The following is a 19,820-nucleotide window of genomic DNA, read 5'->3' as shown; positions in this document are numbered from 1 at the left end:
ATTGAATATGTTCGCAGCAGGCTTTTTAGTGAGTGGCATTCATCGAAGCGTGTCGTGAAGTGCAACCGCACTGTTGCTTCGCTTCGCATGCACCATCAGCCGCGTTTCGGCACGACCTGAGACAGCAGAAACAGGGTGGCGGCAGCCACCACCACAGAGGGGCCGGTGGGGGTGTCGTAACTCACCGACAGTTGCAGGCCGCCCAACACCGCCAGTACGCCAATGCCCGACGCCAGCACGGCCATCTGCTCCGGGGTACGGCTGAAACGCCGGGCGGTGGCGGCGGGAATGATCAGCAGCGAGGTAATGATCAGCGCTCCCACAAACTTCATCGCCACCGCGATCAACATACTGATCATCAGCAGCAACAGCAGCTTGAGCCGCTCCACCTTAAGCCCTTCCACCCGGGCCAGCTCTTCACTGACGGTAATGGATAACAGCGGGCTCCAAAACTGGCGCAACACCAGCAGCAACAGAACGCCGCCACCGTAGATCCAGGCCAGATCCAAAGGCTGGATCGCCAGCAGATCCCCGAACAGGTAGGCCATCAGATCCACCCGAACATTGTCCATAAAGGCCAGGGCCACCAGCCCCAGCGACAGGGCGGTATGCGCCAGAATGCCCAGCAGGGTGTCGGTGCCCAGCCGGCTGCCCCGTTGCAGGCCGGCCAGCAGCACCCCCAGCAGCAGGCAGGCCACCAGCACCGCCAGGGTCAGGTTGATCTGCAGCAGCAATCCCATGGCCACCCCCAACAGCGAGGAATGAGCCAGGGTGTCGCCGAAATAGGCCATGCGCCGCCACACCACAAAACTACCCAGGGGGCCGGCCAGCAGGGCGATACCCAGCCCCGCCAGCAGGGCATAAAGCAGAAAACTATCCCACATGGCGCACGTCTCCGTGATGTTCTTCGTCGCAATCGTGATGATGGGTGTACACCGCCAGCTGGGCCAGCTCGGGGCGGCCGAACAGGCGGGCAAACTCCGGATGGCGCGCTACCTGTTCGGGCTCGCCCTGGCAGCATACGTGGCGGTTGAGGCAAATCACCTTGTGCGTGCTGGCCATCACCAGGTGCAGATCGTGGGACACCATCAACACACCGCACTGCAGCTCGCCTGCCAGTTGCTGGATCAAGGCATACAGCTCGGTCTGGCCGTGCACGTCTACCCCTTGAGCCGGCTCGTCCAGGATCAACAGCTCGGGCGCCATCATCAGGGCCCGGGCCAGCAAAATGCGCTGCATTTCTCCCCCCGACAATGCCTGCATGGCCCGTTCGGCCAGCCGCTCCGCGCCCACCCGCGACAGCGCCTGCGCCACGGTCAGCCGCCGCCCGCGCGACAGGCTCAGAAACCGCGCCACCGTCAGCGGCAGCACCGGATCCAGGTGCAGCTTCTGGGGCACATAGCCCACCCGCAGACCCGGTTTGCGCCACAGCGTGCCCCGGCTGGCCTGACGCAGCTCCAGCACCAGCTTGACCAGCGAGCTTTTGCCGGCGCCGTTGGGGCCGACCACGGTGAGGATCTCGCCCCGGTGCAGGCTCAGGGAAATGTGATCCAGAATGACGTTGCCGTCTGCTTCCAGGCCGACCTCGGTCAGCTCTACCAGTTTGGTCATTCGCGATGCGCCTTTACTTCAATATTTGTAATATTATAACATTCACGGTTATTCAAATACCATTCACAATCACCAGAGTATTCCCGTTATGAGAGCCCTGTTTTTTCTGGGCCTGCTGCTTGGCAGCCAGGCCAATGCCGTTGAAGTGCTGACCACCGTCAAACCCCTGCAGCTGATCGCCAGCGCCATCACCGAGGGCGGCCAGCCCCCCGGATTGCTGCTCAAGCCGGGCACCTCCCCCCACGACTACGCCCTCAAGCCCTCGGATCTGGGCCGCATTCAGGATGCCGATCTGGTGATCTGGGTGGGGCCCGAGCTGGAAGGATTTCTCACCCCGCTGCTGAGTGAACGCGACAACAGTCTGCCGTTGCTGACCCGGCTGCCCGTTGAGCACCATGATCATGACGAGCACGATGAGCACGATGAAACCGACCACCATGATAACCACAACGCCCCGCTGACTCAGCATGAGAATGATGCGCACGACGATCATCATGGCCACGATCACACCGGCCGGGATCCTCATGTCTGGCTGGATCCCCACAACGGACTGCACATCGCCCGGCTGATCGCCGAGCGCCTGGGGGCGATCGATCCGGAAAACCTTGATCGATATCAACACAACCTGGCGTTGTTTGAGTCAAAGTTGCGCGACACCGATCGCCGGGTCATGGAGCGCCTGACGCCGGCCAGAGGCATAGGTTACTTCGTGTTTCACGACGCCTACGGCTACTGGGAAGCCCATTATCAGATCCCTTCACTGGGCCATTTTACCGTGAATCCCGAGCGGGCACCGGGGGCACAAACCGTGGCCCGTATTCACCGGGCCCTGGAAAACGCCAGTGCCGAGTGCGTCTTTGCCGAGCCCCAGTTCCGGCCCGCGGTCATCAATGCCGTGGTGCGCGGCACCCAGGCCCGGGTAGCGGTACTGGATCCCCTGGCCGGCGACATCGACAACGGGCCCGACGGTTATTTCAACTTTATGCTCAAGCTGGCCGACGACATGGCCGTTTGTTTGTTGAATGAAAGATAAACACTCGGTCACGAATTTTTGTATAATGCCGAACTTTCGTGAGAACGAATGCACTAACCCCGGTGGCCCGAGTTTTTCGGGCCATTTGGTAATAAAAGACGGCCAGCATATGTTAACTGGTTCTTAAAACGTCGAAAAATAAAACGGTAACAAGATGCATCGTGTAGCATTCCACTGGCACAGGTAATCCGGATGAATTTTCTCCGCCCGATACAAAGCAGACTGCAAGACTTGCCCTCGCCCCTGCCCCGACGGCACCTGTACGGCATCGTGCTGCTCAGCGGCTTGACCCTTTCCAGCGCGGCACTGATCCCCACTCCCGGCGAGCTGACCGACAAACCGGTGCGCATCAGCATTCCGGCCAGCCTGCATGTGCCCCAGCATCCGCAGGAACAGGAGCAGGTCGACAGCACCGAATTTTATACCCTGCCCAACGACGACATCGGCGCTGCCGAGCCGGTGGATGCCCTGGATGAAATCGCCGCCAGCGAGCCCGAATGGCAGGAATACGTGGTGCAGAACGGCGACACCCTGAGCACCATCTTCAACGGCCTGGGCCTGCCCTTGGCTACCATGTACAAGCTGCTGGATGCCGACGAGAACCGAGTACTCGACGGCCTGCGCCCCGGCCAGAGCCTGCACCTGCTGATCGACGAAAACAACCTGTTGCAGGAATTCAAGATCCAGCGGGACATCATGCATACCCGCATCTTTACCCGCAGCGGCGAAGGCTACCAAAGCCGGCTGAAAACCGAGGAAAGCCACTGGGAAAGCCGCAACCTCGGTGGCACCATCAACGGCAGCTTCTACCTCAGCGCCCGCAGCGCCGGTCTGTCCGCCGGCCAGATCCAGAAAATTGCCAACCTGTTCCAGTGGCAGCTCAATTTTGCCCGGGATCTGCGCCAGGGCGATACTTTTCGCGTGGTGGTAAAGCGTGAGTTCGTGGAAGGCCAGAGCACCGGCAAAGCCGAACTGCAGGCGGTGGAAATCGTCAACAACGGCCGCCGCTACCAGGCGTTCCGCCATGAAGACGGCAACTTCTACGATGACGAGGGCAACAGCATGGAACGCGGCTTTGTACGCATTCCGCTGAAACATCACTCCCGCATCAGCTCCAACTTCAACCTGCACCGCAAGCACCCGGTGACCGGCCGTATTCGTCCCCACAAGGGCACCGATTTTGCCGTACCTACCGGCACCCCGGTGCTGGCCCCCGGCGACGGCGTGGTGGTCAAGGCAGTGCACCATCGCTTGGCGGGCAACTACCTGGTGATCCGCCACGGCCGCAAATACACCACCCGTTTCCTGCACCTGAGCAAATTCCTGGTGAAGCCGGGTGACAAGGTGCGCCGGGGAGATCGCATTGCCCTGTCGGGCAACACCGGCCGTTCCACCGGCCCGCACCTGCACTACGAGTTTCTGGTCAACAACCGCCCGGTGGATCCCATGCAGGTCAAGCTGCCCATGGCCGAGGGCCTGACCGGGGCTGCCCGCAAGCAGTTCCTGGTAAAGGTGCAGCAATACAAGCAGCAGCTCAACGCCGGCTGACAAGATTCAGCCAGACACAAAAAAAGCGCCGAATGGCGCTTTTTTTTGTGTCTCCGTTGTCCCACTTGCCGGGGACTGGCCCCGGCGGGGCGCCTTATTCGGCGTGATAAGGGCGCGACAACCGGTGCACCGATTCGATAAAAGCCCCGGCGTGCTCCGGATCCACGTCCAGATGAATGCCGTGACCCAGGTTGAACACATGGCCGGGGCCATGGCCAAAGCCTTCCAGAATGCCAGCCACTTCCTGTTCGATGCGCGCAGGAGAGGCATACAGCATGGACGGATCCATGTTGCCCTGCAGCGCCACCTTGTCACCCACCCGGCGTTTAGCGTCGGCAATATTGATGGTCCAGTCCAGGCCCACGGCGTCACAACCGGTGGCGGCGATGGCTTCCAGCCACTGACCGCCGTTCTTGGTGAACAGGGTGACCGGCACCCGGCGACCGTCATGTTCCCGGGTCAGGCCATCGACGATCTTGGCCATGTAGCGCAGCGAAAACTCGTTGTAATCCCGCGGGGTCAGCACGCCGCCCCAGGTATCGAAGATCATCAGCGACTGGGCGCCGGCCGCCACCTGGGCATTGAGGTAGCTGGTAACACTGTCGGCCAGCTTGTCGAGCAGCAGGTGCAGAGTCTGCGGCTCGGCGTACATCATCTTCTTGATTTTGGTGAAGGCCTTGGAACTGCCGCCTTCCACCATGTAGGTGGCCAGGGTCCAGGGGCTGCCGGAAAAGCCGATCAGCGGGACTTCACCCTGCAGCTCACGGCGAATGGTGCGCACCGCGTTCATCACGTAGCCCAGCTCGCCTTCCGGATCGGGAATGCCGATGCGCTTGACGTCGGCGGCGCAGGTAACCGGACGCTCAAACCGCGGGCCTTCACCGGTCTCGAAGTACAGTCCCAGCCCCATGGCGTCGGGAATGGTGAGAATATCGGAAAACAGAATGGCCGCATCCAGCGGAAAACGGCGCAGCGGCTGCAGGGTCACTTCACAGGCCAGCTCGGCGTTCTTGCACAGCGACATAAAGTCGCCGGCCTGGGCCCGGGTGGCCTTGTACTCCGGCAGGTAGCGGCCGGCCTGGCGCATCATCCACACCGGGGTGTAGTCGGTGGGCTGACGTAACAGGGCGCGTAGATAAGTATCATTCTTGAGTGATTTCATTCCGTCGTTCCGCATCATCGGGTGGCAAAATTGGCCGCATTGTACCACCACCGCCCGGGAACGCGAAAAAGCCGGCGTTGCTCCCGCCATGGTCACGAAATCACCAGCGGTCTATTGACCGGGGCGCCGCTTTTCTTTACTTATAGTACTGAGCCCATCAGGCAGCCCACGGAGGGAACCATGCTCGGGAAACTGGAACAAACCAAAGCCAGGCTTGGCGGTATTCACAAGGCACTGGACGCCTTTCTTAACGCCCGCCAGGCCCTGCTCGTTGAATACATTCGCCTGTCCACTCACCGCACCCTGCCCTCGCAAGCCGAGCTGCACGAATTTTGTGGCCAGCTGGTGGACTATGTCTCGGCCGGTCATTTCGAAATTTATGATCACGTGCTGGCGGCCTACGAGTCATCCCAGGGCAATGCCCGGATACTGGCGGAACGCATTTATCCGCGCATCAAGCGCAACACAGATGAAGCCCTGAACTTTCACGACAAGTACACTCAGGCCGACGACGACACCCTGCTGGAGCTGGATCAGGATTTGAACCGGCTGGGCGAGTTGCTGGAAGAGCGTTTCTCACTGGAAGACCGGCTGGTGTCGGCCATTGATCTGGTGGATCACCTGGATACCAGCGCACCGGCATAAGGAGGCCCCATGGCCGAACGCAGAGCCTTTTGCCGCATTGCCTTCAGCGCCGATGCCCGGCTCACCGACGCCACGGGCCAGTCATGGCCCGTCCGGCTCAGGGATCTGTCCCTGCACGGCGCCCTGCTATCTCTGGACCACTGGCAGGGCCGCAACGGCGACACGCTGACGCTGCTCATCACCCTGGAAGACGGCAGTTGCATTCGCATGGAAGGGCGGCAGCGCCATCAGGAAGGCACCGACATCGGGCTGGAATGCGATCGGCTGGATCTCGACAGCGCTACTCATCTGCGGCGGCTGGTGGAGCTGAACCTGGGCGACGATCAATTGCTGCACCGCCAGCTTGAACAGTTGCTTGAGAGCATGTAAGCATGCGCAATAGCAGTGATGCCGGCCTGGAGCCGGCATCTTTCGGTAACGGCACCGTTTGTCATGGGCTCCCGCCTTCGCGAGGATGATATTCCTTCGCGGGAGTGAGCTTCCTTTGCAGAGGATGCCGGGCAAACCCGCTATGACGGCGTTACAGCGCCGCCAGCGCGTCTTCCAGTTTTTTCACCGGGATCACTTCCATGCCCTCGGGAGCCTGCTTGGGCCGGTTGGCCCAGGGTACGATGGCCCGGGTAAAGCCGTGCTTGGCCGCTTCCATCAGCCGCTCCTGCCCCGAAGGCACCGGCCGGATCTCCCCGGACAGGCCCACCTCGCCGAACACCACCAGCTCCTTGGGCAGCGCCTTGTCGCGAAAGCTCGACACCAGCGCCAGCAACAATGCCAGATCGGCGCTGGTGTCCTCCACCCGCACGCCGCCCACCACGTTGACGAACACATCCTGATCCGCCATCTGCATGCCGCCGTGGCGGTGCATTACCGCCAGCAGCAGCGCCAGCCGGTTGTGCTCCAGACCCACGGTCACCCGCCGCGGGTTGGCGAGCTGGGAATAATCCACCAGCGCCTGCAGCTCCACCAGCAAGGGCCGGGTGCCTTCCCAGATCACCATCACCACGGATCCGGTGGTCTGCTCCTCGCCCCGGCTGAGGAAGATGGCCGACGGGTTGCTCACTTCCTTCATGCCGGTTTCGGTCATGGCGAACACCCCCAGCTCGTTGACCGCGCCGAAGCGGTTCTTGTGGCTGCGCAGGGTGCGAAAGCGGCTGTCGGCGGCGCCATCAAGCAGCACCGAGCAGTCGATGCAGTGCTCCAGTACCTTGGGGCCGGCCAGGGTGCCGTCTTTGGTGACATGCCCCACCATCAGGATCACCACCCCCTGCTGCTTGGCAAAGCGGGTCAGCTGGGCCGCCGCTTCCCGCACCTGGCTCACCGAACCCGGCGCCGACTGCACATCGGCCACGTGCATCACCTGAATGGAGTCGATCACCATCACCGCCGGTTGTTCCTCCCGGGCCACCTGGCAGATTTGCTCGACGCTGGTTTCCGACAGCATGCGCAGCTGATCCCGGGGCAGGCCCAGGCGCTGGGCGCGCATCGCCACCTGCTGCAACGATTCCTCGCCGGTGACGTACAGGGTTTTCATGCGCCCGGCCAGGCCGCACATCACCTGCAGCAGCAGGGTACTCTTGCCCGCCCCCGGGTTGCCGCCGATGAGAATGGCCGAGCCGGGCACCAGACCGCCGCCCAGCACCCGGTCAAGCTCGCGAAAGCCGCTGTTGATGCGCGGAATTTCGGTCATGGCAATTTCGTTGAGGGTCTGGACCTTGTTTTCCTGCAGGCCGGCATAGCCGGAGAAACGGGCATTGCGGCTGGACGAGGTTGCCGGTGCCAGCCGGACTTCGCTGACGGTGTTCCACTCCTTGCACTCGGAGCACTGCCCCTGCCAGCGGGGAAATTCGGCACCGCACTCCCCACACACGAAGGCGGTTTTGGACTTGGCCATGCTGTCTCACTCATTGATTCACAAGCTGTTATACTGGCGCAAGTTTTTCGCTCACTCAAGCTTGTACCGGAATGGACTTCAGCCCCTACAAAGCCCTGCTCACCCGCATTATTCCCCTGAGCTACCAGCAGGATCCGGAAAGCCTGCTGGCCAGCCTGCTGCCCGAGGCGGACAGTCAGACCCGCTACCAGCTGCTGGCCGAGCTCAGCCGGCTCAAGTCGCCCTGTCTGCGGGTGCTGGATCTGCGCAAGCTGTTTCCCGGGCAATGCCGGCCGGTGCCCCACCGCGGACTGAGTCACATGCTGCCGCCCCGGCTGGAGCAGCGGTTCATGCAGTTGCTGGGGCAGTACCATGGCGAATATACCCGTGGCCTGTACGAAACCCTGCTCGCCGACCTGGCCGCCATGCGCAAGCAACCGGCCATGCTCAATGCCACGCCCTGGCACCATCCCGCCTTTGGCACTCGGCGCAAAGAGCCCCGGCTGCAATTCGTCACCCCGGTGCGGCTGCATCTGGCGGACGGCGACCTTCAGGTCAACAGCCTGGATATTTCCATTCACGGCCTGATGCTCACTCTGAGTCCGCCGGTTCCCCTGCCCGACGAACTGTCGGTGTCCTTTCCCGAACTGGCTCAGCAACCCGGCATGGGCGCCCTGGTGGAGCCCAAACGCTACCGGCTGGCGGATGCCTACCGGGACGACAAGGGCCGCGCTCGGTCGGAACGGGTCCGGCTGCGCCGCACCGAGTCCGACGGCGCCTGGGATCAGGCGCTGGGGCAATTCATTGAGCAGAACCAGAGCCGTTACGGCCACGATGCCCAGGATCTGTTCGATACCGCCCTCGCCCAGTGCTGGGGCCAGGCGCTGCTGGAAACCGGGCTGGGCCAGTCGTTGTTCTTTGACGAGCAGGGCCGGCTGCAGGAAGTGCTGTGCAATCGTTTTGGCAAAAAACTGCTGGAATGCTGGCGCCACGAGCGCCCGGGGGATCTGCTGGCCAGCCTGCTGCCCCCGGCGCGGGTGCTTGACCTGGCCGCACGCCAGCACGAGCCGGTGTTGCTGTACAGCTTTCGCATTCAGGGCAAGAAAGACACCTACTATTTCGCCGCCGAGCAGCGCCGGCTGGAGCAGGAGCAGCTGCTTCGGCAGTTTATCAGCGAAGGCCAGCGCGCCGGCACCCTGCAGCTCTATCACCTGGGCATTCGCCCGGTGCTGTTTACCGATCAGATCACCGACAATCTGGATGCCCTGGGCCGTGACCGGCTGGCCCCGCTCAAGTGGCAACTGTGGCTGACGCCACTGCCCGCCCCCGAGCTGGCCACCCTGCTGCCTGCCAATGCCCGCCTGCTGCGGCCTTATCTGGTACAACCCGAGCCCAGCGCGATCCAGCTGGTGTCCCTACGCCCGCCGTCCCAGCGCAGGGAAACCCGGTTTCGCTTTGAAACCCCGGTGGAGCTGCTGCTGGAGGGCGCGACCATCGGCGGCGTGACCGAAGACATTTCGGTCGAGGGCCTGAAACTCACCCTCAACACCCCTGTGACGCTGGCATTGCCGGCGCTGGTACAGCTCAACCTGCCCGAGCTGAACAAGCTGGGCCGGGACTGGAATCTGAAAAAACTGCCCTACAAGCTGGTCAACCTGAGTGGCGGCGGACGGGTGCTGCACCTGCATGCTCATGATCAGGGCAAGGGCCATGCCGCCAGCCGTTTTTTCACCGCCCTGCTGGCCCAGAATCAGGACAAGCTGCGCGCCCGTCCCGAGCGTGCCCAGCAACCGGCCTGGATGATGTGGCTGACCCGTCAGGCCCTGCAGCAACTGGCCGGGCCGGCCTTTTTGCTGGGCCGTAACGACGGCGGTTTTTATGTTCAGGGCGGCCTGGCCAGTCCAGTGCGCCAGCGGCTGATGGCGCTGCTCTCCGACGGTAACGGCCAGGCCCAGCTGGGCCGGCTGATCTCCCGCCAGCTGCTGCAGTCCATCGCCACCACCCTGCAACGGCCCAATGGCAAAAGCCATTTGGTGGCGGAGATCTGGCTGGCCGCCGATCCCGCTACCGGCGCAGCCCCCAGCGTGCAGGTAAACCCGACTCCGGCCGAGCAACGGCAATTGCTGGACGGCCAGCGCCGGGTCACCGTCTGCCTGGCGGTGGTCAACCGGCTGCAGTTGCGCCAGCTCGATTTTTACGTGCCCGAGTGGCAGCGGCTGACAGAAGCCTCGCTGCACAAAACCCAGCAGCTGGAGCAGAGCCTGGCCGAGCTGGCGCTGCAGTGCCAGGTGTTCAATATCACCGATCTGGCCCTGCCGCGCTGCCGGCTCAACGCGCCTGCAGCAGCCCCAGCACCCCTTCCAGACTGAGCCGGTTCAGGCATACCGGCGCCTGCTCCTGCACCAGCGGCTTGGCGTGCAGGGCCACGCCCAGGCCGGCCCGGGCCAGCATTTTCAGATCGTTGGCGCCGTCACCAATGGCCACGGTCTGTGCCAGGGGGATGCCGTGCTCGTGGGCCAGCTCGGCCAGAATGTTGGCCTTGGCGTCGGCATCGACAATGGCGCCCAGCACTTCTCCGGTCAGTCTGCCGTGCTCGATGCCCAGGGTATTGGCAAACACCGCATCCAGCCCCAGTTGCTCCTGTAAATGGCGGGCAAAGGGCACAAAGCCGCCCGAGGCGATGGCCACCTTCCAGCCCATGGCCTTGAGCCCGGCCACCAGTTCGGTGAGGCCCGGCATCAGCGGCATGCGCCCGATCACTTCCTCAATAATGGCGGCGTCGGCACCGGTCAGTGCCGCCACCCGGCGGCGCAGGCTCTCGGAAAACGGCAGCGCCCCTTCCATGGCGGCACGGGTCACCGCGGCCACTTCTTCGCCCACTCCGGCAAGGGCCGCGATCTCGTCAATGCATTCAATCTGAATGGCAGTGGAGTCCATGTCCATCAGTACCAGGCCGGGCCGTCCGGCCTCCGGCAACGCCGGCACACAGGCCAGATCCCAGTCGATGGCCACCTGCTGCAGCGCCGTCTTGAGCGCCGGCGACCAGGCCGACAGCCTGAGGCTGGCCAGCTCCCGCCCGGCTACCGTATGCACCGCGCTCAGCTCGGCCTCGATACCGGCCTCATCCAGCACCTGCAGACTGTGGCTCAAGGCCTGTTTGCCCAGTTGCTCCGCCAGCAGCACCAGCCGCCCTTCGGCCGCGGGCAGTTGCCCAGCCACCCATACTCCCTGTTGCCACAGGTATGTTTGCTGCGCCAGCGCGCCGTTCCATTCCACTACCCGCTCGGGCAGCCCGTTCAGACTCAGTGCCACGTTTCTTCCTTTACTACGACAAACCGGCGCTCAGGGTAGCGTATTGCTTTTTAAGCAGGCAAGCGACAATATTGCCCGCCATGGGATACCTTCAATCACACTTCAAGCGGCTGCCCTGGCTCTGGCTACTGGCCCTGCTGCTGGCCCTGCTGGCAGGGCGCCAGTGGCTGGCCCTGAATGAGCTGGGTCAGCACTGGCAGCAGTTGCCTCATCGCACCTCGGCCTCGGCGCTGGCGGATTTTGCCGAATTTCAGGCGTTGCGCTCGCTGGCGGCGGAAGACAAGGATGCCCAGCAACTGCTGGTCGCCGAGCTCACCCACTCGCCGCTGGTGCTGTCGGCCCGCCTCTACGATGCCGGCGGTACCCTGCTGGCCGACACCGGTGAGCTCGGTGCCGAGCCGGCCCGGGCCTATGTACGCCCCCTCCATGAGCAGGAGCGCATTGCCGGCTTTTTGCAGCTGGAGCTGGCGGAGTCGGCACTGACCGGCGAGCAGTGGCAGCTGTGGCAGCGGCTGTATCAGCACCTGGGCTGGCTGCTGCCGCTGGCAGGCGCCGCCGGTGCCCTGCTGGCCTCGGCGCTGTTAAGGCTGCGCCGGCGCCCTGCCCCCGCCGACTAAGGCTCAGTCGCCCAGCAAGACCGACTCCAGCGCCACTTCCATCATTTGGTCAAAGCCGGTCTGGCGCTCATCGGCGCTGAGCTGCTCGCCGCGCAGTATGTGATCCGATACCGTGCAAATGGTCAGGGCCCGGGCGCCGTATTCGGCGGCCACGCCATAGAGCCCGGCGGCTTCCATCTCCACGCCCACCACACCGTAGCGCTTCAGTAATTCAAACAGCTCGCTTTGGGGGGTATAGAACAGATCCGCCGAGAACAGGTTGCCCACCTTCACCGGCACACTGAGCCGAGTGGCCGCCGCCACCGCATGTTGCGTCAGTTCAAAATCGGCGATGGCCGCCAGATCGTGGCCCATAAAGCGGGTACGGTTGACTCTGGACTCGGTACTGGCGCCGAGGCCGATCACCAGATCCATCAGCTTGACGTCATCGCGCACCGCGCCGCAGGAGCCCACCCGGATCAAGTTTTTAACGTCAAATTCGGTGATCAGCTCCTTGGCGTAGATGGACACCGACGGAATGCCCATGCCGTGCCCCATCACCGACACCGGCCGGCCCTTGTAGCTGCCGGTAAAGCCCAGCATGTTGCGCACCGCATTCACCTGGCGCACGTTGGAGAGAAAGGTGTCGGCGATGTACTGGGCCCGAAGCGGATCGCCGGGCATCAGTATGGTGTCGGCAAAGTCGCCGCGTTCCGCCTTGATATGGGGAGTTGCCATGCGTGTTCCTTCCCTTGGTGAAAGTGATGAGGCCTCGTCAGAGAAACGAGCGGCCAAAGTCCATGGGGCTGGTGCTGAAGTAATCCGCCAGGCTCTGGCCGATATCGGCAAAGGTTTCCCGCCGGCCCAGGGAGCCGGGCCTGAGCCCGGCGCCGGTGCACAGCACCGGTATGTGCTCCCGGGTATGCTCGGTGCCGGGCCAGGTGGGATCACAACCGTGATCCGCGGTGAGGATCAGCAGATCCTCGGGGGCCAGCAGGCCAAGCAGCTCGGGCAGGCGACGGTCAAAGTCCTCCAGCGCCGCGGCGTAGCCGGCCACGTTGCGCCGGTGGCCAAAGCTCGAGTCAAACTCGACGAAGTTGGTCATGATGAGGGTGTTGTCGTCGGCGGTTTGCAGCGCGCTCAGGGTGGCGTCAAACAGGGCGTCGTGGCCATTGGCCTTGATCTTGCGGGTAATACCGCAGTGGGCGTAGATGTCGGCAATCTTGCCAATGGCCACCACCTCGCCCTTGCGTTCATCCGCCAGCTTTTGCAGCACGGTGGCCGCCGGCGGGGCTATGCTGTAGTCCCGCCGGTTGCCGGTACGCACAAAGTCGGCGGCGCGCTCGCCCACAAAGGGCCGGGCGATGACCCGGCCGATGTGGTAGGGCATCAGCAGCTCCCGGGCAAGCTCGCACAGCTCGTAGAGCCGCGCCAGGCCAAAGTGCTGCTCGTGGCAGGCTATCTGAAACACCGAGTCTGCCGAGGTGTAGCAAATGGGCTTGCCGGTGCGCACATGCTCCTCGCCCAGCTGCTCCAGAATGGTGGTACCCGAAGCATGACAGTTGCCGAGTATGCCCGCCAATCCGGCCCGCTCGACCAGTTCATCGATCAGGGCTGGCGGAAAGCTGTGCTCGGTGTCAAGAAAATAGCCCCAGTCAAACAGCACCGGCACCCCGGCAAGCTCCCAGTGGCCCGACGGCGTGTCCTTGCCCGATGACAGCTCCTGGGCGTAGCCGTAGCTGCCGGTCACCTCAACGGGCAGAATTACTCCTTCGGCTACCGCACCCGTGCTCTCGGCATGGGCGTGAAACAGCCCCAGCCGGGCCAGGTTGGGCAGGTGCAAGGGCCCCCGGCGGCCAACGTCGGCCTGCCCCCGGGCACAGGCGGCGGCGATATGGCCCAGGGTGTCGGCGCCGGCATCACCGAAACGGGCCGCGTCGGGGGCGGCACCAATGCCGAAGGAGTCGAGAACCAGTACGATGGCACGTTTCATGGGCATCATCCTCAGGCCGCAGGCCGAATCAAGGTCAGTAAGCGGACGGGCCGCCGTCGTGAGTGGTTAGTTGCAGGGTATGCAGCAGATCGGTAAGCAGCCCGGAAGCGCCAAAGCGCAGATGCGCCGGGGTGATCCAGCCGGGGCCCATGATATCGGCGGCCAGCCGCAGGTAGTCCGCCGCCTGGGCCGTGGTGCGCACGCCACCGGCAGCCTTGAAGCCCACCGGCCGGCCGCTGTGCTTAATCACCTTCAGCATGATGTGTGCCGCGTCTAGGGTGGCATTGACCGCCACCTTGCCGGTGGAGGTCTTGATAAAGTCGGCACCGCCCTCGATGGCCAGCTCGCTGGCCCGTTTTATCAGCGCCGGCGTGCCCAGCTCGCCGCTTTCGATGATCACCTTGAGCACCCGCTCGCCGCAGGCCGCTCTGCAGGCCCGCACCAGCTCAAGGCCGGTGTGCTCGTCACCGGCCAGCAACGCCCGCCAGGGAAACACCACATCCACTTCATCGGCGCCGGCGGCGATGGCGGCCCGAGTTTCCCGCGCCGCCCCGGCACTGTCGCTGCCGCCGGCAGGAAAGTTGGTGACCGTGGCCACACGCACCTGGTCCGCGATGCCAAGCTCCAGCAGGGTGGCCCGCGCCAGCGGCACAAATGCCGGGTAGACGCACACCGCTGCCGGGGTACCCGCCGGCGTCGCCGCCTGATGGCACAGGGCGATAATGTCGGCCTCGGTGTCGTGCTCATTGAGGCGGGTCAGATCCATCAGCCCCAGGATCTGCCGGGCCAGGGATGGCGATGCGGTCATGCTTGCTCTCCTTGTGACTGCACCCAGTGTACGGAAAACCGGCTACCAGGCAAACAGCCGGCCGGCATTGGCTTCCAGCGCCGTTGCCAGTTGCGCCACCGGCTCGCGGCGAAGCTCGGCCAGGGCCTGCAATACCAGCGGCAACCGCTCCGGATGGTTGGGTTGGCCCTGAAACCCGCACAAGGGCATGTCGGGGGCGTCGGTTTCCAGCACCAGGGCCTCAAGGGGCATGGCGGCGACGGTGTTGCGGGTCTTTTGAGCCCGTTCATAGGTGATGGTGCCGCCAATCCCTAAATGAATGCCCAGTTTCCAGAACGCCTCGGCCTGTTGCAGCGAGCCGGCAAAGCCGTGCACCACGCCACCCACCGGGGTAAAGCGGCGCAGCCACTTCAGCAGCCGATCGTGGGCCTTGTGGCTGTGCATAATGACCGGCAGGCCACGCTCGCAGGCCAGTTTGAGCTGAAACACCAGGGCATCTTCCTGCTCGGCCAGGGGCAGCTTGCAGGCCATGTCCAGCCCGGTTTCGCCAATGGCCACACAACGTTCGTCGGCGGCATTCAGTGCCGCCACCAACCGCGGCTGCCATTGGGCAGAGGCACCCTCCACCCACCAGGGATGCAGGCCCAGGGCGTAACGGGTACCGGCCAGGGTATCGCACAGCGCCGGCAGCCCTGGCCACTGACGTTCTTCTACCCCCGGGATCACCAGCCGGTGCACTCCCGCCGCCTGCGCACGCTGCCAGTGGCCGGCGCGATCGTCGGCAAAGGCGGTAAAGTCGAAGTGGCAGTGGGTGTCGGTGAGCAGCATGGGCAACCCCGGGAAAGAACAGTGTACTGACTTCAGGGTATCAGATGTGAAGTGAAAAACGGGCGGCAACCATGCCGGCACAGTGGTAGCTGCCACTTTAGTTGGCAGAAGGTGCGCAGCACCTTTAAGTACAAGATTGTTGGTGGGTTTGCGCCGGCTAAAGCGGCGCCTACTGAAACCCTGCAGCCGTTGGCCGGCTGCAGAGCTTTGTACGCCTTAGTGCTCCCGGGTCTTGCTGAACTGAATATCCGGGTAGCGCTCCTGGGTCAGGTTCAGGTTGACCATGGTGGGCGCGATGTAGGTGAGGTTGTCGCCGCCGTCCAGGGCCAGGTTGGCGGACACCTTGCGCTGGAATTCATCCAGTTTCTTCGGATCCTTGCCATACACCCAGCGGGCGGTGGACACGTTGACCGACTCGTACAGGGCATCCACGTTGTATTCCGCCTTGAGCCGGGCCACCACCACGTCGAACTGCAGCACACCCACGGCGCCCACGATCAGATCGTTGTTGTCCAGCGGCCGGAACACCTGCACCGCGCCTTCCTCGGAGAGCTGCACCAGGCCCTTGAGCAACTGCTTCTGCTTGAGCGGATCCCGCAGGCGAATGCGGCGGAACAGCTCGGGAGCGAAGTTGGGAATGCCGGTAAACTTGAGATCTTCCCCCTGGGTGAAGGTGTCACCAATCTGAATGGTGCCGTGGTTATGCAGGCCGATGATGTCGCCGGCAAAGGCTTCTTCTGCCCGCTCCCGGTCCCCGGCCATAAAGGTCACGGCGTCGGAAATGCTCACCGTCTTGCCGATGCGCACGTGCTTCATCTTCATGCCCTGGGTGTACTGGCCCGACACGATGCGCATAAAGGCGATACGGTCCCGGTGGCGTGGATCCATGTTGGCCTGAATTTTGAACACGAAGCCGGAGAACTTGTCGTCGGCGGCGGTCACTTCCCGCTCCTGGGTCTGACGCGGCTGGGGTGCCGGCGCCCATTCGGTGAGGCCGTCGAGCATGTGATCCACACCAAAGTTGCCCAAGGCGGTACCGAAAAACACCGGGGTCAGCTCGCCGGCCAGGAACAGCTCCCGGTCGAACTCATGGGAGGCACCCATCACCAGCTCCAGCTCCTCGCGCAGCTGGGCGGCCAGGCCGTCGCCCACCGCGGCATCCAGCTCCGGATTGTCCAGGCCCTTGATGATGCGCACCTCCTGAATGGTGTGGCCCTGGCCGGACTGGTACAGAATGGTTTCGTCCCGGTGCAGGTGATACACGCCCTTGAACAGCTTGCCGCTGCCGATGGGCCAGGAAATGGGCGCGCACATGATGTTGAGCTCGGTTTCCACCTCGTCCAGCAGCTCCATGGGATCACGAATGTCCCGGTCCAGCTTGTTCATAAAGGTGACGATGGGGGTATCGCGCAACCGGGTTACTTCCATCAGCTTGCGGGTCCGGTCTTCCACGCCCTTGGCGGCGTCGATCACCATCAGGCAGGAGTCCACCGCGGTCAGGGTGCGGTAGGTATCTTCCGAGAAGTCTTCGTGTCCGGGCGTGTCGAGCAGGTTCACCAGGCGGTCATTGTAGGGAAACTGCATCACCGAGGTGGTGACCGAGATGCCCCGCTCCTTTTCCATTTCCATCCAGTCCGACTTGGCATGCTGGCCCGAGCCCCGGCCTTTGACGGTGCCGGCGGTCTGAATGGCCTGGCCGTGCAGCAGCACCTTTTCGGTGATGGTGGTCTTACCGGCGTCCGGGTGAGAGATAATGGCAAAGGTACGGCGCTTGGCAATTTCCTGCGCTATGGTGCTGTGTGACATGAATGCTATCTTCTGGGTTGACACGGACTCGGGGCTGCCGGCGGTGAGCCTGAAAACATGAAATCCGCTGGGTTAAACTGAACTGGCGGTTATTTTCGCCTATTCGGCGGCGCTTAACAATCAGTCTCATACCTGACCCGGCTTTCGCCCCGGTGCCGGGGCCGTTAAACTGCTTTGTTTTCAGTCAGGATTTTGCCCATTTATGTCCCGTGTCACCTGCCCTCGCTGCCGGCTGCCAGAGCGCACCTGCCTGTGTGCCCAGGTCCAGCCCCAGACCTGTCCGCTGCCGGTGGTGGTGCTGCAACACCCGCAGGAAGCCAAACACGCCAAGAGCACGGTGCCACTGCTGCAGCTGGCGCTGCCCGATGTGACCCGGGTGGTGGCCGAAGCGATGGCGCCACTGTCGCCCCCCGCGCAAGGACGCTGGTGGCTGCTCTATCCCGATGACAAGGCGGTGGACATCGACACCACCGCTCCTGCCGGCCTCGACATCAGTGGCCTGGTGGTGCTCGACGGCACCTGGCGCAAGACCCGGCGGTTACGCCACCTCAATCCCTGGCTGAACGAACTGCCCGCGCTCAGCTTCAGCCGGGCCCCGGCCGGCCGCTACGCCATGCGCAAGGGGCCGGGGGGGCAGGCGCTGTCGACCCTGGAAAGCCTGGCCCATGTGCTGCACCGGCTCAGCCCCGTCTTTGACCCGGCGCCCCTGCACCACCTGCTGGCCTGCCGGGTGGCCCAGTTTCATCCCCATGGCTACGCTTGATGGTGATTCACAGATTCGTGTGTATACAAGATCACCCCCTTATCGTCCGCCACTTTGCCCGGGGACACGGTTGCAGTGATCCCCAAATACGCTATGATGTCGCCCGCTTCGCGTTCGCTTGCGCAGCGTCTCGGCGAGCGCTGGCAACCACCAAGCTCAACACCTTGATTAACATTGACTTTCTCCATCAAAACCACGCCAGCACTGGCCGAATGGTTACAAATGCAAGAAAAATAACTGTTAATGAATGTTGACAAAGTTCATGTTTTTGAAAAAAATCACCTCACAAATTGTCAACAGTCCAATTTTTGAACTGTATACACTTTGTAAGCACACGACAGCGCATGTGGTCTCAGCTCCCGCCACTGGCAGGGCATCTGTTTCGATGCGCTTGGGTCTCAATCAAAACAAAATGAAACAGAGAAGGTAAGACCATCATGGAAGCGTATCTGCTGGATTTTGGTAACCTGCTGCTCCGCTGGCTGCACGTCATTGCCGCCATTGCCTGGGTAGGGGAATCCATTTATTTCGTAATGCTCGACAACGGCCTGCGTCCGCCCAAGTCCGAAGAGTGCAAGAAGAAAGGCGTGTTCGGTGAAATGTGGGCCGTGCACGGCGGTGGTTTCTACCACAACCAGAAATATGCAACCAGCCCCGAGCAGCTGCCCGAAGACCTGCACTGGTCGTTCTGGAAGTCTTACACCACCTGGCTGTCCGGTTTCGGTCTGTTCACCCTGCTGTACCTGACCAAGCCCAGCTTCTATCTGGTTAACCGCAGCTCTCCCTGGGAGTGGGCCGCCAACATGACCGGCTGGCAGGCCAATATCGCCGCCCTGGCGTTCCTGCTGCTGGGCTGGATCGTGTATAACGAGCTGTGCAAGCGCATCAGCCCCAACATGGAGCGCGACGGCATTCTGTCTGTGGCCGTGGCCGTGATGATGGTGGTGGTGGCTTACCTGAGCACCCACATCTTCTCCGGCCGGGCCGCTTTCCTGCTGACCGGTGCCGTGATGGCCACCGCCATGTCCGCCAACGTGTTCTTCTGGATCATTCCTGGCCAGCGCCGCATGGTCGCCGCCATGAAAGCCGGTGAGACCCCGAACCCGCTCGACGGCAAGCGTGGTAAGCAGCGTTCCGTGCACAACACCTACTTCACCCTGCCGGTCGTGCTGCTGATGCTGAGTAACCACTACTCCTTCACCTACAGCCACGAACTGTCCTGGGTGATCATGACCCTGTTCATCTTCGCCGGTGCCCTGATCCGTCAGTACTTCGTGCTGATGCACGCCGGCCACATTCGTCCGGGTTACCCGATTGCCGGTGTGGCGCTGATCCTGGTGGCCGTTTGGGTAGGTGCGCCCAAGTCAGCTCCGGCCCCGACCGCGGTAGCGCCGGCTGCGACCCAGTCAGAAACTGCCGCCGGCGAAGAAGCCGCCGCTCCGGCTGCTGCTGTCGTGACCACCGCCCAGGTGCTGGAAGTCATGGAAGCCCGCTGCGTGCAGTGCCATGCCGCCAACCCCACTCAGCCCGGCTTTGCCGCCGCCCCCCTGGGTGTGATGCTGGACACCGAAGAGCATCTGTTGCTGCAGGCCCAGAGTGTGAAACAGGTGACTGCCAACAAGTACATGCCGCTGGGTAACATCACCGGCATGACCGACGAAGAGCGCGCCCTGGTGGCCGCCTGGAACGGTCAGTAAGCATAGCTTCAGCCCTTGCTGTCAAAAGCCCGCCTTGTGCGGGCTTTTTTGTGCCCGGTGTTCAGGCGCCACCCTGTGCATTGCAAAAAGATATTGAAAAATACTCTAGTTAAAAAGTATAAAATTAATATTGCACTGCAAAATTCAAGCTACCATGGTGAGGCAAGTGACA

General features: G+C 62.9%; 18 protein-coding genes. 8 read left to right on the top strand and 10 right to left on the bottom strand.

Translation table 11 applies throughout. The features are described from left to right. Positions 1–95: 95 nt before the first annotated feature. The gene (znuB, locus tag GU3_RS05285) at positions 96–884 is read right to left on the bottom strand and encodes a zinc ABC transporter permease subunit ZnuB (protein ID WP_014291510.1); all 789 of its coding nucleotides are present in this window, start codon (positions 882–884) and stop codon (positions 96–98) included. Further along, on the bottom strand, positions 874–1,611 hold the full coding sequence (gene znuC, locus GU3_RS05280; RefSeq protein WP_014291509.1) for a zinc ABC transporter ATP-binding protein ZnuC: 738 nt from the start codon (positions 1,609–1,611) through the stop codon (positions 874–876). Before znuC ends, znuB begins: the two co-directional genes overlap by 11 nt. Before the next feature lie 88 nt (positions 1,612–1,699). Between znuC and znuA the strand changes: the two genes are divergently transcribed. Further along, positions 1,700–2,644 carry a zinc ABC transporter substrate-binding protein ZnuA gene (gene znuA / locus GU3_RS05275; protein ID WP_014291508.1) on the top strand — a complete coding sequence of 315 codons (945 nt, stop codon included), beginning with the start codon at positions 1,700–1,702 and terminating at the stop codon, positions 2,642–2,644. Between the two features lie 192 nt (positions 2,645–2,836). Continuing rightward, positions 2,837–4,192 (top strand): murein DD-endopeptidase MepM, encoded by a 1,356-nt coding sequence (mepM, locus tag GU3_RS05270; protein WP_014291507.1) that lies wholly within the window; start codon positions 2,837–2,839, stop codon positions 4,190–4,192. Positions 4,193–4,286: 94 nt separating this feature from the next. Here mepM and hemE read toward each other — a convergent pair whose 3' ends face one another. Further along, positions 4,287–5,354 (bottom strand): uroporphyrinogen decarboxylase, encoded by a 1,068-nt coding sequence (gene hemE, locus GU3_RS05265; protein WP_014291506.1) that lies wholly within the window; start codon positions 5,352–5,354, stop codon positions 4,287–4,289. A 180-nt stretch (positions 5,355–5,534) separates the two neighbouring features. Here hemE and rsd point away from each other — a divergent pair, with 180 nt between their 5' ends. Both rsd and GU3_RS05255 read left to right on the top strand, forming a co-directional pair. Then, the gene (gene rsd / locus GU3_RS05260) at positions 5,535–5,999 is read left to right on the top strand and encodes a sigma D regulator (RefSeq protein WP_014291505.1); all 465 of its coding nucleotides are present in this window, start codon (positions 5,535–5,537) and stop codon (positions 5,997–5,999) included. A 9-nt stretch (positions 6,000–6,008) separates the two neighbouring features. Continuing rightward, entirely contained in the window at positions 6,009–6,368 is a 360-nt protein-coding gene (locus GU3_RS05255) for a PilZ domain-containing protein (RefSeq protein WP_014291504.1), read from the top strand. A gap of 151 nt (positions 6,369–6,519) precedes the next feature. Here the strand turns inward: GU3_RS05255 and radA are convergent, their stop codons facing one another. Continuing rightward, complete coding sequence (gene radA / locus GU3_RS05250; RefSeq protein ID WP_014291503.1) at positions 6,520–7,887, bottom strand: DNA repair protein RadA; 1,368 nt, start codon at positions 7,885–7,887, stop codon at positions 6,520–6,522. 71 nt (positions 7,888–7,958) lie between these two features. Here radA and GU3_RS05245 point away from each other — a divergent pair, with 71 nt between their 5' ends. After that, positions 7,959–10,235, top strand: coding sequence for a PilZ domain-containing protein (locus GU3_RS05245; RefSeq protein WP_014291502.1), 2,277 nt, complete (start codon positions 7,959–7,961; stop codon positions 10,233–10,235). On the opposite strand, the gene serB is transcribed toward GU3_RS05245, so the two are convergent. After that, positions 10,195–11,178, bottom strand: a complete 984-nt coding sequence (gene serB / locus GU3_RS05240) for a phosphoserine phosphatase SerB (protein ID WP_014291501.1) — start codon at positions 11,176–11,178, stop codon at positions 10,195–10,197. The genes GU3_RS05245 and serB overlap by 41 nt on opposite strands. 80 nt (positions 11,179–11,258) lie before the next feature. On the opposite strand from serB, the gene GU3_RS05235 reads away from it, so the two are divergent. Further along, positions 11,259–11,795, top strand: coding sequence for a hypothetical protein (locus GU3_RS05235; RefSeq protein ID WP_041542958.1), 537 nt, complete (start codon positions 11,259–11,261; stop codon positions 11,793–11,795). Positions 11,796–11,798: 3 nt separating this feature from the next. On the opposite strand, the gene deoD is transcribed toward GU3_RS05235, so the two are convergent. The 5 genes from deoD to prfC all read right to left on the bottom strand — a co-directional run bounded on the left by deoD (position 11,799) and on the right by prfC (position 17,188). Next, entirely contained in the window at positions 11,799–12,512 is a 714-nt protein-coding gene (gene deoD, locus GU3_RS05230) for a purine-nucleoside phosphorylase (RefSeq protein WP_014291499.1), read from the bottom strand. A 37-nt stretch (positions 12,513–12,549) separates the two neighbouring features. After that, positions 12,550–13,767: a phosphopentomutase gene (locus tag GU3_RS05225; protein WP_014291498.1), complete on the bottom strand. Its 1,218-nt coding sequence runs from the start codon at positions 13,765–13,767 to the stop codon at positions 12,550–12,552. Between the two features lie 34 nt (positions 13,768–13,801). Beyond that, the gene (deoC, locus tag GU3_RS05220; RefSeq protein WP_014291497.1) at positions 13,802–14,575 is read right to left on the bottom strand and encodes a deoxyribose-phosphate aldolase; all 774 of its coding nucleotides are present in this window, start codon (positions 14,573–14,575) and stop codon (positions 13,802–13,804) included. Between the two features lie 42 nt (positions 14,576–14,617). Next, positions 14,618–15,382 carry a TatD family hydrolase gene (locus tag GU3_RS05215; protein ID WP_014291496.1) on the bottom strand — a complete coding sequence of 255 codons (765 nt, stop codon included), beginning with the start codon at positions 15,380–15,382 and terminating at the stop codon, positions 14,618–14,620. A gap of 216 nt (positions 15,383–15,598) precedes the next feature. Further along, positions 15,599–17,188, bottom strand: coding sequence for a peptide chain release factor 3 (gene prfC / locus GU3_RS05210; RefSeq protein WP_014291495.1), 1,590 nt, complete (start codon positions 17,186–17,188; stop codon positions 15,599–15,601). A 202-nt stretch (positions 17,189–17,390) separates the two neighbouring features. Here prfC and GU3_RS05205 point away from each other — a divergent pair, with 202 nt between their 5' ends. Together GU3_RS05205 and GU3_RS05200 are read left to right on the top strand one after the other, a co-directional pair. Beyond that, entirely contained in the window at positions 17,391–17,951 is a 561-nt protein-coding gene (locus GU3_RS05205; RefSeq protein WP_014291494.1) for a tRNA-uridine aminocarboxypropyltransferase, read from the top strand. Between the two features lie 437 nt (positions 17,952–18,388). Further along, entirely contained in the window at positions 18,389–19,648 is a 1,260-nt protein-coding gene (locus GU3_RS05200) for a urate hydroxylase PuuD (RefSeq protein ID WP_014291493.1), read from the top strand. The last annotated feature ends 172 nt before the right edge of the window (positions 19,649–19,820 follow it).

It is taken from the genome of Oceanimonas sp. GK1 (assembly GCF_000243075.1).
Taxonomy (GTDB): Bacteria; Pseudomonadota; Gammaproteobacteria; order Enterobacterales; family Aeromonadaceae; genus Oceanimonas.
Note: the sequence above shows the minus strand (reverse complement) of the source record. Positions and strands in the feature narration are given on the sequence as shown.